At 63.2% G+C, this 14097-nt stretch carries 16 protein-coding genes; 9 read left to right on the top strand and 7 right to left on the bottom strand.

All coding sequences use genetic code 11. The features are described 5' to 3' along the window. Positions 1-337 precede the first annotated feature (337 nt). From AB8841_RS21080 to AB8841_RS21065, 4 genes are all read left to right on the top strand, one after another. Positions 338-742, top strand: coding sequence for a hypothetical protein (locus AB8841_RS21080; protein WP_370437754.1), 405 nt, complete (start codon positions 338-340; stop codon positions 740-742). Positions 743-1052: 310 nt separating this feature from the next. Then, positions 1053-1451: a DUF4440 domain-containing protein gene (locus AB8841_RS21075; RefSeq protein WP_370437753.1), complete on the top strand. Its 399-nt coding sequence runs from the start codon at positions 1053-1055 to the stop codon at positions 1449-1451. Between the two features lie 42 nt (positions 1452-1493). Then, complete coding sequence (locus tag AB8841_RS21070; protein WP_370437752.1) at positions 1494-4865, top strand: adenylate/guanylate cyclase domain-containing protein; 3372 nt, start codon at positions 1494-1496, stop codon at positions 4863-4865. A 163-nt stretch (positions 4866-5028) separates the two neighbouring features. Then, the gene (locus tag AB8841_RS21065; RefSeq protein WP_370437751.1) at positions 5029-6399 is read left to right on the top strand and encodes a transposase; all 1371 of its coding nucleotides are present in this window, start codon (positions 5029-5031) and stop codon (positions 6397-6399) included. 351 nt (positions 6400-6750) lie between these two features. Here AB8841_RS21065 and AB8841_RS21060 read toward each other — a convergent pair whose 3' ends face one another. Further along, positions 6751-7212: an SgcJ/EcaC family oxidoreductase gene (locus tag AB8841_RS21060; RefSeq protein WP_370437750.1), complete on the bottom strand. Its 462-nt coding sequence runs from the start codon at positions 7210-7212 to the stop codon at positions 6751-6753. Between the two features lie 31 nt (positions 7213-7243). Here AB8841_RS21060 and AB8841_RS21055 point away from each other — a divergent pair, with 31 nt between their 5' ends. The 3 genes from AB8841_RS21055 (at position 7244) to AB8841_RS21045 (ending at position 9119) form a co-directional block, all read left to right on the top strand. Beyond that, on the top strand, positions 7244-7747 hold the full coding sequence (locus AB8841_RS21055; RefSeq protein WP_370437749.1) for a MarR family transcriptional regulator: 504 nt from the start codon (positions 7244-7246) through the stop codon (positions 7745-7747). A gap of 105 nt (positions 7748-7852) precedes the next feature. Continuing rightward, complete coding sequence (locus AB8841_RS21050) at positions 7853-8287, top strand: nuclear transport factor 2 family protein (protein ID WP_370437748.1); 435 nt, start codon at positions 7853-7855, stop codon at positions 8285-8287. 415 nt (positions 8288-8702) lie between these two features. After that, complete coding sequence (locus tag AB8841_RS21045) at positions 8703-9119, top strand: cupin domain-containing protein (RefSeq protein WP_370437747.1); 417 nt, start codon at positions 8703-8705, stop codon at positions 9117-9119. 89 nt (positions 9120-9208) lie between these two features. On the opposite strand, the gene AB8841_RS21040 is transcribed toward AB8841_RS21045, so the two are convergent. After that, entirely contained in the window at positions 9209-9469 is a 261-nt protein-coding gene (locus AB8841_RS21040) for a hypothetical protein (protein ID WP_370437746.1), read from the bottom strand. 274 nt (positions 9470-9743) lie between these two features. Between AB8841_RS21040 and AB8841_RS21035 the strand changes: the two genes are divergently transcribed. After that, positions 9744-10181 carry a YsnF/AvaK domain-containing protein gene (locus tag AB8841_RS21035; RefSeq protein WP_370437745.1) on the top strand — a complete coding sequence of 146 codons (438 nt, stop codon included), beginning with the start codon at positions 9744-9746 and terminating at the stop codon, positions 10179-10181. Between the two features lie 66 nt (positions 10182-10247). Here AB8841_RS21035 and AB8841_RS21030 read toward each other — a convergent pair whose 3' ends face one another. Further along, a complete protein-coding gene (locus AB8841_RS21030) occupies positions 10248-11105 on the bottom strand; it encodes a YsnF/AvaK domain-containing protein (RefSeq protein WP_370437744.1) in 858 nt (285 codons plus the stop codon). 262 nt (positions 11106-11367) lie between these two features. Then, positions 11368-11685 (bottom strand): MerR family transcriptional regulator, encoded by a 318-nt coding sequence (locus AB8841_RS21025; RefSeq protein WP_370437743.1) that lies wholly within the window; start codon positions 11683-11685, stop codon positions 11368-11370. 67 nt (positions 11686-11752) lie between these two features. Here AB8841_RS21025 and AB8841_RS21020 point away from each other — a divergent pair, with 67 nt between their 5' ends. Next, the gene (locus AB8841_RS21020) at positions 11753-12118 is read left to right on the top strand and encodes an MFS transporter (RefSeq protein WP_370437742.1); all 366 of its coding nucleotides are present in this window, start codon (positions 11753-11755) and stop codon (positions 12116-12118) included. A 38-nt stretch (positions 12119-12156) separates the two neighbouring features. On the opposite strand, the gene AB8841_RS21015 is transcribed toward AB8841_RS21020, so the two are convergent. The 3 genes from AB8841_RS21015 to AB8841_RS21005 all read right to left on the bottom strand — a co-directional run bounded on the left by AB8841_RS21015 (position 12157) and on the right by AB8841_RS21005 (position 13875). After that, positions 12157-12516 carry a cytochrome c family protein gene (locus AB8841_RS21015; protein WP_370437741.1) on the bottom strand — a complete coding sequence of 120 codons (360 nt, stop codon included), beginning with the start codon at positions 12514-12516 and terminating at the stop codon, positions 12157-12159. Next, complete coding sequence (locus AB8841_RS21010) at positions 12513-13490, bottom strand: lyase (RefSeq protein ID WP_370437740.1); 978 nt, start codon at positions 13488-13490, stop codon at positions 12513-12515. Before AB8841_RS21010 ends, AB8841_RS21015 begins: the two co-directional genes overlap by 4 nt. 115 nt (positions 13491-13605) lie before the next feature. Further along, positions 13606-13875, bottom strand: coding sequence for a DUF1259 domain-containing protein (locus AB8841_RS21005; RefSeq protein WP_370439330.1), 270 nt, complete (start codon positions 13873-13875; stop codon positions 13606-13608). Between the last annotated feature and the right edge of the window lie 222 nt (positions 13876-14097).

The raw sequence follows: 14097 nt of genomic DNA, 5'->3' as shown, positions 1-14097 counted from the left end.
CTTATCACGCTTATTGATTCAGGCAGGCTGCAAGACGCAGGGCTGGCCCACTGCACACCTCTCGGTGTCCTCTCGTTGGCCGAAGCGCGGAATCGTACGCTCGGGGAGGTCTCGCTCTGGCACTGGGCTGACCTTGTCCCAAGTTCTGTGATCACGCGCTGAGCGGACCTTCATTTGATCTGCTCTAGGTTGCACTTTGACCCTCAGCGACCTTCCGGCCCCTTGGCCGGGAACTTAGAGTGCCGCGAAGACGCCACAAGCATAGTCCAGATATCGGACGGTAGCCCACAACCTGGCCTTGTTGAGCCACTGGGGCGCAGAAACGCTGAGGGAACCCATGACCTTATCGGAAGCACCTCCGAAGGTTGCGGCGCTTGTGGTCTTGGCCCTGCTTGGAGCGGGAGGTCCGGCGTTGGCGCGCAGCCCCTACGATGGCCTTTGGGCGGTCTCGTTCATCCCGGACCAGGGTGATTGTGATCGTCATGATGTTGAGGTGTTCGTCCGCAATGGAGAGATCAGCCATGTGGGCGACCGGGGCTTCTTCACCGCCGAAGGCACGGTTGGGGACCAGGGCCGCGTCGAGGCAAGCATTGGAGCTTTGGGGCTAACGGTAAGCGCCGAGGGACGGCTTGCGGAACGGCAGGGCGGCGGGACATGGGCGTTCCCCGAGCGCGGATGCGCAGGGCGCTGGTCAGCGGAGCGGCGCAGTCCAGTCCCGGTAGAGACAAGCGATGATCAATGAGCCCCTCGCTGAGCCCGGCCGTTCACGGCCTGAGGAAGTAACAAACGGCTGATAGTGACGGCGCCTATTCGGGGTGGTCTGACTGTGGCTCAACAATTTCCGCATTGGCGGTGTGAGCAGATCTTCGCACCGCCTCCCCTCTGACTCAGCTTGACCCTTAGGAGAACTTCAGGCTCGAGTGTCCCCACTCAGGTTCCTGGACCCGGGATTGTATACCGCCTTGGCTACCTTGCATGCTTCCGGATTTCCCACACCGCTCGGCCCGTAGTATGATCAAGCGATCACGAAGGACAACTTGAGGGAGGGATCCATGACAGACCTAGCCCCCTCGTCCAGTCTCGACATCCGAACCGAAATCTCTGCGGCTTACTCAGCCTGGGATTCGGCGTTCAATAAGGCTGACGCAAAGGCGGTCGCCTCCGCCTATGCCCCTAACGCCAAAGTGCTGCCGCCGACCCACGAAGTCATATCAGGTCCGGCAGCGATCGAGAACTTCTTCGCTGGGCTGTTTTCGAGCGGATTCACCGATCACAATCTAACAATCATAGATGCGGGTGGCGATGACAAGGTCGCCTACAGCACGGCCCACTGGAACGCCACGGGCAAGGGCGCTGATGGGGCTCCCCAAACCGCCGGCGGCCTCGCCACCCACGTATTCGAGCGTCAGGCCGACGGCTCGCTGAAGCTGAGGTTGCACACCTTCAACTAAGCTGGCGGCAATCGTCGCCTGACGCCTTGCGAGGGACTTCGCGTGGATGTCGCGGAATGGCTTCGTAGTCTTGGCCTGGAGCGCTACGCACAGGCCTTCCAGGACGCCGAAATCACGCCCGAGGTCCTGCCGGAGCTGACCGAAGCCGATCTGCGGGAACTCGGCTTGCCTCTCGGCCCGCGTAAGATGGTGCTGAAGGCGATCCAGGCACTCGGCCCATCGGCGGCTCCCGTCCCTGTCGAGGTTCGTGCGTCGGCTGGCCAGACGAGACCGGCAACACCGTCCGAGGCCGAGCGGCGGCAGCTCACGGTGATGTTCGTTGATCTGGTCGGCTCAACCGCGCTCGCATCAGGGCGCGACCCTGAGGAGCTGCGTGACCTCATCCAGGGCTACCAGAACACTGTGGCGGGCGAGATCACGCGGTTCGAGGGCCATGTCGCGAAGCTTCTGGGCGACGGCGTCCTGGCGTACTTTGGCTGGCCGTGTGCGCATGAGGATGAGGCGGAGCGGGCCGTTCGCGCGGGGCTTCGGGTGACCGAAGCCGTCGCGGGTCTTAGAGAGCGGGGGGGTGCAGCGCTGGCCGCTCGCGTCGGCATCGCCACCGGTCTGGTTGTTGTCGGCGAACTGATTGGTGAAGGAGAAGCCCGCGAGCGGGCGGTCATCGGGGAGACTCCGAACTTGGCCGCCCGGCTGCAAGGGCTCGCCGAGCCCGGCAGCGTCGTGATTGCCGAGGCGACGCGGCGCCTACTCGGAGAAGCCTTTGTGTACCGCGATCTCGGTACGATCCACCTCAAGGGTTTTCCTGGACCCGTGCGGGCGTGGCACGTCGTCGGCGAGGGAACGGCCGAGAGCCGGTTCGAGGCCCAGCACGGAGCGTCGACGACGGCGCTGGTCGGGCGTGACCAGGAACTCGCCCTTCTGGTGGACCGCTGGCAGCAGGCGAAGGAGGGCGAGGGCCAGATTGTCCTGCTCGGCGGAGAACCGGGTATCGGCAAGTCTCGTCTCGTGCGCGCCCTGCGCGACCAGCTTGCAGGCGCGCCGCACACTTCCCTGAACCATTTCTGTTCACCGTTCCACACCAACAGCACCCTGTACCCTGTCGTTGGGCTCCTTGAACGGGCAGCGGGAATTCGGCGGGAGGATCCTCACGCCGTGCAGCTCGACAAGCTCGAAGCAATGCTTGCTCTGGGGACCGACGACGTACAGGCGAGCGCACCGCTTATCGCGGATCTGTTGGCGATCCCGATGGGCCAGCGCTACGGGCCACTGGAACTCAGCCCGCACCAGAAGAAGGAGCGAACGTTTCAGGCTCTTCTGGAGCAAGTAAAAGGCTTGGCGGCAAGGCAGCCAGTGCTCGCCATCTACGAGGACGTCCACTGGGCCGATCCCACCACGCTCGAACTGCTCGACCGAGCCGTTGACGAGGTGCAGGGGCTCCGGGTCCTCATGATCGTCACCTTCCGCCCCGAGTTCGTTCCCCGCTGGACGGGGCACGGACACGTGACAGCACTCTTTCTGAGCCGGCTGGGGCGTCGGCAAGGCGCTGCCGTGGTCGACCGGATGACCGGAGGCAAGCTGCTTCCGCAGGAGGTCCTTGAGCAGATTCTGGCCAAGACCGATGGCGTGCCGTTGTTCGTCGAGGAGCTCACCAAAGCGGTGCTCGAATCCGGGCTGCTCGAGGACCGAGGCAGTCACTACGAGCTGACGGGACCCTTGCCGCCGCTGGCGATCCCGACGACCCTCCAGGACTCGCTCATGGCCCGCCTTGACCGGTTGGCCCCGGTCAAGGAAGTCGCCCAGATCGCAGCCTGCATCGGGCGCGAGTTCGGCCACGACCTCCTGAAAGTGGTCACTCGGCTCGAAGAGGACGCCCTTCAACGTGCTCTCAACGAGCTGTTGGAGGCGGAGCTCGTGTTCCGGCGTGGTGTACCGCCGGAGGTTAGTTACAGCTTCAAACACGCGCTGGTGCAGGACATCGCGCACGAGAGCCTCTTGAGGAGCAAGCGGCAGCAGATCCATGCGCGCATCGCCGCTGCTCTTGAAGAGCATTATCCTGCCGTTGCTGAGGTGGAGCCGGAGACAATCGCGCTGCATCTCACGGAGGCGGGGTTGGCGAGCCGGGCGGTCGGCTACTGGCTGCGGGCCGGCCGGACTGCCGCGGGGCGATCCGCCAATCTCGAAGCGATCAGCCATCTCACAAGAGGGCTAGAGGCATTGAAGTCCTGTCCAGAGGGGCCGGAGCGGGATCGCCAGGAACTCGCCCTCCAGACAGCCATCGGAGGTCCACTGATCGCCATCCATGGCTACACCGCGTCGCAGCTTGGCACGGCGTTCACCAGGGCTCATGCGCTTTGCTATGAACTTGACGACACCGATGCCTTGTTCGCTGCGCTCAGCGGCAAGTTTGTCTTTCATTTCGTGAGAGGTGACTACGGCGCCATGCAAAGCCTGACCGCTGAGGCGGAACGCGTCGCCGAGCGGACCGGGGACATCGCACTTGAGTTGGCTGCGCACCGGCTGGCCGCTCTCACCGCCATGCATGCAGGGGCATTTGTCAAGGCCCGCTGCGAGTTCGAGACGATCTTGCGCCGCTATGAGCCCGACGCGCATCGCCCCCCGCCCGTGCATTATGTTCACGATCCTAAAGCCTCTGCGTTACCCTACCTAGCCATTGTGCTTTGGATCCTGGGCTATCCGGAGCAGGCCCAGAGCATGGGTCGCGCGGCGTTCGAGTACGCCGCGGAGCTGAACCAGACGAACCTCACCGGGCACGTCATGGTCTACGGCGGAGCCGGACCTGCCGAGCTGATGGGTGACGTGACGGCGGTCCATACGCACGCGGACGCCGTCATCGAGCTCGCCGATCAACACAGTTTGAACTATTGGCGGTTGAGCGGCCTCATCCTGCGGGGCTGGGCCGTGGCACAGGAGGACGCGGTTGAGGATGGCTTGGCGCTCATGCGCCAGAGTCTCATCGATCGGAATAGGCTCGGAGCCAGTTGGTACCAGGTTCGGTATTTGTGCATGCTGGCAACGACGTACCTTCAACTGGGGCGAGGCGACGAGGGCTTGGCTGCCCTGACCGAAGCAAAGGACCTCGCGGCGCGCAACGATGAACACATGTGGGCGGCGGAACTCGCTCGCATTGATGGCGAACTGCGGCGCGCTCAGGGCGCTCCGCCAGACGAGGTCGAGGCATATTTGCAAGGCGCGCTCAACGTTGCACATAGCCAAGGTGCGAAGTCGTTCGAGCTGCGTGCCGCTCTGAGTCTGGCGCGGCTTTGGCGGGACCACGGTCGGGGGGCCGAAGCGCGACGTCTTCTTGCCCTCATTTACGGGTGGTTCACGGAGGGTCTCGACACGCCGGACCTCTGCGCCGCCAAGGCACTTATGGAAGAGTTGGCTGAGCCTTAGTATTCCTTCTCCGGCATGCTTCGCCCTGAATTTCCTGCCTGCAAGATCCGGATCAAGAGCTGGCGCTATGGTCCGCTTCTGGCAGATTTCGTTGAAAAAGTCCTCGTGATTGGCGGCGGATCGTGATTCCCTGATCGGGCATTCTCGGCAGGAGGATCGGGCCATGATGGGCGAGCGTCTCGTGATGCAGGAGAGCCTGTTCTATGAGTTCCGGCTCGAGGATCACGTCCCGCCCGATCACCTGCTGCGGCGCATCGACCGCTTTGTCGACTGCTCCGGGCTGCGCCAGCATCTGGCGAGCTTCTATAGCTCCATGGGACGGCCCTCCATCGATCCCGAGCTGATGATCCGCATGCTGCTGATCGGCTACTGCCTGGGCATCCGCTCCGAGCGGCGCCTATGCGAGGAGGTGCATCTCAACCTGGCGTATCGCTGGTTCTGCCGCCTCGGCCTGGAGGGGAAGGTGCCGGACCACTCCACCTTCTCCAAGAACCGGCACGGGCGCTTCCGTGAGAGCGATCTGTTCCGTTACCTGTTCGAGGCCGTGGTGCAGCGCTGCCTGGATGAGGGGCTGGTGAGTGGCGAAGGCTTTGCGGTCGATGCCAGCCTGATCCAGGCTGATGCCAACAAGCAGCGCTCTCTGCCCGGATCAGATTGGCAAGCGCAGGATCACCCTCCGGACGCTCCACGGGCGGTGCGCGAATATCTCGCCACGCTCGACGAGGCCGCCTGGGGTGCCGCGACTGACGTTGAACCGAAGTTCATCTCGCCCTCTGATCCAGCGGCTCAGTGGACCGGGGCGCTGCGTGGACCAGCGTTCTTTGCCTATGCCGACAACTACCTCATCGACCTCAAGTCAGCCGTGATTGTGGATGTCGAAGCCAGCCGTGCCGTGCGGCAGGCCGAGGTGGGGGCTGCCCGCACCATGCTGGAGCGCACGGCTGAGCGCTTCGGCCTCAAGCCCGAGCGGCTGGCGGCTGACAGCGCCTATGGCTCGGCCGAGATGCTGCACTGGCTCGTAGACGAACAGAAGATCGAGCCGCATGTTCCGGTCATCGACAAGTCCGAGCGCCAGGACGGCACCTTCTCACGATCAGACTTCAGGTATGATCCGGAAACGGACGCCTACACCTGTCCTGAGGGCAAGACGCTGACGACCAGCGGCCGGATTGTGAACGAGGGCACGGCTCGCATCTACCGGGGCAGCACGTTCGATTGTGCTCCTTGTCATCTCAAGGAGAAGTGCTGTCCCAACACGCCGACGCGCAAGATCCCGCGCAGCATCTATGAGCATGCCCGGGAGGTCGCACGCTCGTTAGCCGGCACGCCGGCCTATGAGCGGTCGCGCCAAGGCCGCAAGCGGATCGAGATGCTGTTTGCCCATCTCAAGCGGATCCTGAAGATGGGCCGTCTGCGGCTGCGGGGTCCGTGCGGGGCTCAGGATGAGTTCCTGCTAGCGGCAACCGCCCAGAACCTGAGAAAGCTCGCCAAGCTGATCACTTCACCAGCGCCTCAGATGATCCAGGGAGCCTGAGAAGGCTCGAAGGATACACCTCACCACAGTCCTAACCTCAACAAGGCAAGCTGCATCGCTGCCCGAGCCCGCATGGAGGCCGACTTTGTCAACGCAATCGGCACGCCTGAGACCTAAGCTCGAAGGCAGCAATCCTTATCGAACCGGACCTTCCAAAAACGCAGAGAATCTCGGTTCCTGACCCGCTGCGGACATTCACCGGCCGGCTTACTGGCCGCAGGGACGTTCTGATTACAAAGTGCCATGCTCCACAATTCCCGTTCCGCGAAACGAGTGCGCTAGGAGAGGACATTCGCGCCGGCTTTTTGAGATGCCGATCTAAGACGCTCACATCGGCTCCGCTCCCAGCTTTCAGAGGCCGAGCAACATCAGCAATGCGCGAAACGGTGTGATCTTGAAAATGCGCGTGTTGTGGAATGCCGTGAATAGCCACCCGGTCTCCGTGCGCACTGCGACGAAGGTTTGAATGGAGCGGCGCGACTTGCGGAGCTTTCTCTGGCCTTTGAGGAGGCTGTTGCCGATACCGTGGACAAGGACCGTGCCGTCGCCGAGCGGGCGCATGTGGAGGCTCTCGAAAATCAGTTTCGAGCCGTGAAGATGCGTATCGAACAGCGCTTGATGGCTGGCTGCTACAGCCTCGCGACCGTGAACGTGCTGCCCGTTGAATGTGACATAGTCGCAATCAACCGTAAACGCACGGCCATACGCGATGCCGTCTCCAGCATTCCAGGCCGTGACGAGGCTATCAGCCAAACTGCGGATGGCTGCCTCGTCCTCAGCCTCGATCGCGGTTTGCTTGGTCGTCGGGTGCATGGTACTTTCACTCACAAACTTGATATCTTAAATGCTAAGATATATTTTTGATAAGAGACTCTGGTGGGCAATGTCAATCGAGCGCGTGAAAACGGATGTTTGGAGAGAGCTGAGCGCTCGGACGATCTTTCTGCACCAGGCCATCGCCGATCATCTCGGCTTGAACATCACTGACCACAAATGCCTCGACATTCTCCTTCAGAACGGTCCAATGACCGCGGGAAAGCTGGCAGAGGCGAGCGGCCTTACGACCGGAGCCATCACGGGCGTCGTCGACAGGTTGGAAAAGAAAGGCTTCGTGCGCCGTGCCGCCGATGACCGAGACCGACGTAAAACGGTGATCGTCATTCTGCCCGAGCGCTTGGCCGAGATTAAGCGCCTCTTCCGCGAACTCGGTGAGAAGACGGAAGCACTGATGGCCTGTTACACACCCGAAGAACAGGCGGTCATCGATGACTTCGCCCGAAGGACGGGGGACATCATCGCGGCGTTCGTGAAGAGGCTTAAAGGCCAGCACGAAGGGCAGCCGGAATAGGGCTCTTGGTCCGTCCAGCAGAAAACGGGTGTTGCTCTCCGAATTCTCTTTCTAAGCCTCCTCTCTCCCTAAACCGGAGCTGGCCACACCAGCCCATGAGCGAGGATGATGATGAACGAGAATTCCCGGATCCGGCTGACCGCCATGCAGCTTCTTGAGCGCATGTTTGAGGTCGAGATGAAATTCATCCGGTCAGGGGCGGATGATGTGGCGGCTCTGGCCGAGGCCTTCCATCCGGATGTGGTGGTGCACGAGCCATTGTCTTTGCCCTATCCCGGTGACTGGAAGGGTCTGGAAGGCGCTGGAGCCCTCTTTCGCAGAATGCGGGAGGTTTGGAGCGATATGAGGGTTGAGGGCCTGACCGCGGCACGGGAGGCTGACACCGTGTTTATGACCTGTACCCTCTGCCTGACGTGCCGCACCAGCGGAATGACCATCAGGCAGCCTTTCGCGGAGGTCTTACGGTTTCAGGACGAGCGCCTGATTGAGGCGACGCCCTTCTACTACGATACCAGCGAGATCGTATCGGCTCTCGGCTAAGAGAGACCGATAGAGCTAGAAAGTCAGCGACATAGATGCTTCCTTGAGCATCGCCGTGTCGCTCAGTCGTTCCACGAACAGCCTTCCGCGAAAGTCATCCAGTCCACGATGGATAGGGCGACGCTGGCGCGATCGGAGCAGAAGAGTATCCTGCATCAGCCGGCGTCGGGGGCTGGAATGTCACCTTTTGGCACGGGGCAGACGCAAGTCGAGCTTCCGTATCCATAGAGTAAGCTGACCTTCAATAGGCCAGGCCCAACGGCTCAGTTTGAACCAAACCGGACTCAATCTGTTCTGAGGCAGCATAGTTCGCCTTTGCCATGGTTCCGTAATTCCCGTTCCGCGAAATTCGGGGGCACGCGCGCGGAGCGAAGTAATGTGGTAAAATCTCCTCCCGCCATCGGGAGGATCCGTCATGTTGTCGAGGAGACGCTTTGGCGCCTGCGCCATCTGTGCTGCTGTCGGTCTAGCCGGATTTAATGCCGAGGCTCAAACTCAGGGGGCCACAACGGGCGGGGTCACACGAACTGTCCTGAGCAAGACCGAATTCCCTGATCCTAAGTATGCCACCATCCTGGTCCTGGCGGAGATTGCCGCAGGGGCAACCGTGGCCCGGCATACTCATCCAGGCGTTGAGTCAGCCTTCGTGCTAGAGGGTGAGGGAGAGCTTTTCGTTCAAGGCCAGCCCGATAAAAAGCTCAAGCCCGCAGAAAGTTTTCAAATTCCACCTGCGGTCCCGCATGGCGTGCGCAATGTCGAGAAGCCGCTACGGCTCGCGATCACATATGTTGTCGAGAAGGACAAGCCTCTAGCATCCCCAGCGCCGGAGTGAGCGCACCGTAATCCCGTTAGAAGGCTGAGAAGCGACGTATTGTTGGCCATTCCATAAAAGGGGTTCAGCGCAATTCGCGGACACTCTTCTCACGTGCGCGGTGGCTTCGGTTCTGGCTCAACCCGGTGGATCCCCATCGTCACCGTCACGGTCAGCACCCGCTGGTGATGCTCGTTCTTGAGCTCCACCGTGACGTCCCGGGCGTCACCCTTCGGCAGCCGGTCCCGGCCGATCTCCGCGGCTGCGGTCGCCGCCTCGCGTTCGGCCCCGTCGAGACTCGCGAACTCAAGGCCTTCTTCATCAGGGGTGAAGCTTGTTCCCTCCCGCACGTCGAAATAGAACCGAGGCACCGTTCTCTCCCATCACCAGATGGCTACAAACTCAACAGTAAGGGGTTTGTTCGTTGTTCCATAAAGGGGATCGCGCGCAATCCGCCTGTAGAACACTGAGCGCAAGAACCACTTCGGCAGCCTGCTTCGCGCTCTGTTCAGGTATCAGCCCAGCCATATCAAGAACCGCATTGCTGAAGGCACAGGCCTGGAAGCCCTCCTCATATATCCCAATGATGCGTTCTCGCTCGCCAGGTGTGAGCCTCTTGGACCTACCATCTATTGTGACGGTTTCATGCCTGTCCGGCTCCCGGACGACACCTTGAGGGGCGATCCTCATGCCCAATTGCAGGAGGTCATCCCGCTCGCCGAGGAGACCGTGTCCGTCGGCAAGCGGCAGGTCGTGACCGGGCGGGTGCGCGTGCGGACGGTCACCGACACCGTCGAGGAGCTGGCTCATGCGGGCGTGCAGCGGGAGACCGTGGAGGTCACCCGTGTGCCCGTCGACAGGATGGTCGACACCGTGCCCGGGATCAGGACCGAGGGCGACGTGACTATCGTGCCAGTGGTTGAGGAGGTGCTCGTCGTCGAGAAGCGGCTGGTGCTGAAAGAGGAGTTGCACATCCGCCGCCAGATCTCCACCGAAGAGGTCGAGGTGCCGGTGAGCCGGCGCAAGCAGCGGGCCGTGGTTGCGCGCGCCGATCCCGACGAGCAGGCAGGCGAGGGGTCGTGACCACCCGCTTCAAGGACGAAGGGAAGGGCGAAGCCCGGCATCGGAGCCGGGCTTCGGGTGCAAGGCTTACCGCTTGCGGTCGGTCGGGCCGGTGGTGCCGGTGCCCTGGCTGCGGCGCTCGTCCTCGATGTCGACCTCGGTCTTGCGCACGGTGTCGGAGACGGTTTCGGTCCGCTCCTCCACGTCCTTGCGCACCACCACCTCTTCGGTCACACGCGCCTCCTTGGAGACCACTGGCTCTTCACGACGTTCCTCCACCTCGATGGTGCGCTCCTGGAACGGATCGCCGCTGATGGTGCCGGCTTGCGTCGTGCCGGACGCCGGACGCCGCTCCACGTCCACCCGCTCCTCACGCAGGGTGACCTGCTCCTGCACGGGGCGCTCCACCACGCGGGACTGGATGCGCACCCGGCCATGGCCGACCTCGCGCTTGCCGACATGCAGCTCCTCCTCGGCAATCGGGATCACCTGGTCGCTCCCACCGACGTCAGCCGCATCGGCGCGGGCGCGGGTCGTGCGGCCGGATCCGGCGAGATCGCTGGCCACGTCGGATGAAGCGGAACCCATGCCGGCAACACCGCCCGATGCGGACGCGTCATGGCCCTGCCACCCGTCCGCGCGCCAGGAGGTCTGCTGCTCGTCGAGGTCGAGCACCCCCTCGCCGTCCAGGATGCCGACCACCCGGTCGACCGCGTCGTCGTCGCATTCGACCGTCACGAGCGCGCGCCCCCGACGCACGCCCTCGGCATAGGCATGGGCGTCGGAGCGCGGCACGCCCTCATCCACCAGATCGTCGATCAGGGTGTCGGAGGCGTCCGTGTAGACATCGATGTCGCCGCGCGAGAGGCCGGCCTGTTCCAGGCGGCTGACGATGGCGGCGGCTTTCTGCTGGTCCTGGTAGAGGCATGTGACGGTCTTGGACATCGGGCAATCTCCTGCACGGCTGTGGGCGTGGATCGGGGTCGTGGCGTGTGGCCGGGCCGGAATGTCCAAGGGCCGGGGCTGCCTGGAGCAGGGACGAGGCGCCCGTGCCCGCATGAACCTGGCTGGAGACGAGTTGGCTCAGCCGATGACCCTGACAATGTGCGGCCCTGATTCCGGTTCCACGCCACGGACGGATCCGGCCATGGTCACGGGCAGGGTCCGTGGCCGAATGCCGGCTCGCGCCGGGATCGGCTTCGGTCCGCTACGCCGGAAGGGCATCCCGCAGCACGCGCAGGTCGAGCATCTGGCGCTGCAAGTCATCCGCCTTGGCGTGCAACTGCTCCCGGGGAATGTCGGGCCGGCAGTCCTTCCCGAACATGCCCGCGATCTCGGTGAGGGAGAAGCCGGCCGTCTTCCCGAATTCGATCAGAGACAGCTTCAGGAGGACATCGGCATCGAATTGCCGCCGCAGCCCATGTCGGCCGATGGACCGGATCAAGCCGACCTCCTCGTAGTAGCGCAGCGTCGAGGGCGGCACGCCTGATCGTGCGGCAACCTCGCCGATGTCCATCATTCCCATGCTTGACCTCAACTCGACTTGAAGTCGTACCGTCCCTCGAATCGTCACTTCGACCAAGAGGCATGCCATGGACGTCACCCCCATCCCGAGACAGACACGGATCTGGCGAGACCCGCGCGCGATCGCGCTGCTGATGGCAGCGTCCCTCACGACCATGGCCAACGCCACGATCAGTCCCGCGCTCCCCGGGCTCAAGCGCCTGTTCGCCGATGATCCAAATGCCGCGATGCTGGTGCGGCTGCTCGTACCCGCTCCCTCGCTCAGCGTCGCCATCTTCGCGCCGTTCGCCGGTCTCATCGCGGATCGGTACGGTCGGCGGTGCATGCTCCTGGTCGGGGTCATCCTCTTCGTGATCGCCGGCTGTGCGGGGCTGCTTCTTCGCGACCTGCACCGGCGCTGGCCTCCAGGCTATGCAGCGAAACAGCACTCGTGATTCTCAATTCGGCCCGCCCTTCGTCCGCAAGTATGCGATCAGGTCGGCGCGCTCATCCGACGCCTCAATACCGGGAAAGCCATGCTGGTCTTCGGCACGAGCTTGTACGGGGCAGTCAGGTAGAGGTCCAAGAGATCCTCGCTCCAGCGCTCCTCCCGTGGGGCGAAGGCGCGCAGGGCAGGGGAATAGGAAAACCCTTCCTGCGAAGCGATCCTGCCGCCGACGATCCCGTGCAGGTTCGGCCCTTGCAGGTTCGTTTCGCCCGGCTGCACGGAGTGGCACGAATAGCAGTACTGGAACACCCTCTCGCCCCGCACCGGATCACCACCGTCAGCCCATGCCCCTGCGGCGCTGATCCCCAGCAGGAGGGCAGGCAGAGGACCGAGACCCCAGTTCACTGCGAATGCCGGGCCGTGCGGATCACCATCAGGCGGTCGGCGCCCGATTCCGGCAGCCAGACCTCGCTGGGGCGGCCGAGGATCTGACGCACGTTGGCGTCGGCCTCTGACATCGGATAGCTCGTGAACTGTTCGGTGGCCGGATCGAAGGACAGGATGGCGTCGGCAGCCCAGTCGGACACCCAGACGATGTCGCTGTCATCGACATAGACCGCATAGGCCTGTGGCTTGTCACCCGGCAGCTTCCATTCGCGCCAGGCATTCGTCTTCGGATCGTACAGCCCGAGTTGGCCGGCGTTCCACTCCGAGACCCAGATGCGCCCTTTCGAGTCGGACCACACGCGGCGGGCGCCCTGGCCCTTCGTGGGCGGTTCGATCACCGTCGCCTCGCCCGTGGCCCTGTCGATGCGGGCGATATGGTTGCCGGCGAGCGAGGCATAGTAGACGTCTCCCTCCGGCGTGGCGGTGATGCCGTAGGGGCCACGGCCGCGCGGCGCCTTCCAGACCTTCAACTCGCCGCTCCGCGGGTTCAGCCGGCCGTAGAACCCGTTCTGCCCCGTGAACCAGTGCATGCCGTCCTTGTCGAACACGGCGGTGTTCAGATTGGTGTAGCCGGTGTCGTCGGGGAGCTTCCAGGCCGTCACTTTCTCGGTCTGAGGATCGACCCGCACGATGGCGTTCTGGCCGCCATCGGTGAGCCAGGCTGCCCCATCGGGACCTTGGATCACGCCGTGCGGTGCCGATTTCGGCCCAAGCTTGATCTCGCGGCTCTGGCCTGTGCTCGGATCGAGGATGCCGAGGGCGCCGTTGCGCTGGGCGGAGTACCAGACCTTGCCATCCGGAGCGGGCGCCACGTCGTGCGGATAGGCGCCTTTGGGCAGCGGGAAGACCTGCTGCGACTGCTGGGCATACCCTGATCCGGTGAATGCGAGAAAGGCCAAGAGCGCGAAGGCACCGCGGCAAGCCGATAACATGACGGATCCTCCTGTGGTCCCGGAAAACCATGCTCCGGATTTGGGGCGCCATTGCGCTGCCGCCACTGCGAGGGTGCGGACAGGCCAGGCAGAATACCTGCGTCGGGGTGATCCTTTATCCCTTTTCGCGAACATTCATTCCATCAAGGGCAGCGCGGAGACCGGTTGCGAGCTCTTTTGGTCGGCCGACGCCCCGCCAGTGCATGAAGAACAACCGTGGTTCCTCGCCGACCATGTGGTTGTGGATGGCATTTACGGTCATCCCGTGTTCCGTCAGTGCCTGGAAGACGGGGTTGACCTCATCAGCGGTGAGGATCATCTCGCCGTAACTCACGGCCCGGCCATCCTTGAACATTTCCAGCTTGACCTCCGGGTCGCTCTCCAGCGCATCAGTCGAGATCCATCCAGACCTGTTCGGGAAAGCCGTTGCGGTGGAGCGTCAGCTCCTGATCGCGGTAGGACAGCGTTCCACCAGACAACCCCACCCGCATGATGCAAGACGACAGCCCCCTTGAGACAAACCGACAGGTTTTGAGGCTCAAGGAGGCGATTTTCCCAAAGCGATATCGTGAGCCGCCTGAACCGCGCACTCGAGGCGGCATGGATT

Origin of the sequence: Microvirga sp. TS319, assembly GCF_041276405.1 — a bacterium.
In the GTDB taxonomy this organism is placed as follows: Bacteria; Pseudomonadota; Alphaproteobacteria; order Rhizobiales; family Beijerinckiaceae; genus Microvirga.
The sequence above is the reverse complement of the archived record's forward strand: the minus strand, read 5'-3'. Positions and strand labels throughout refer to the sequence as shown.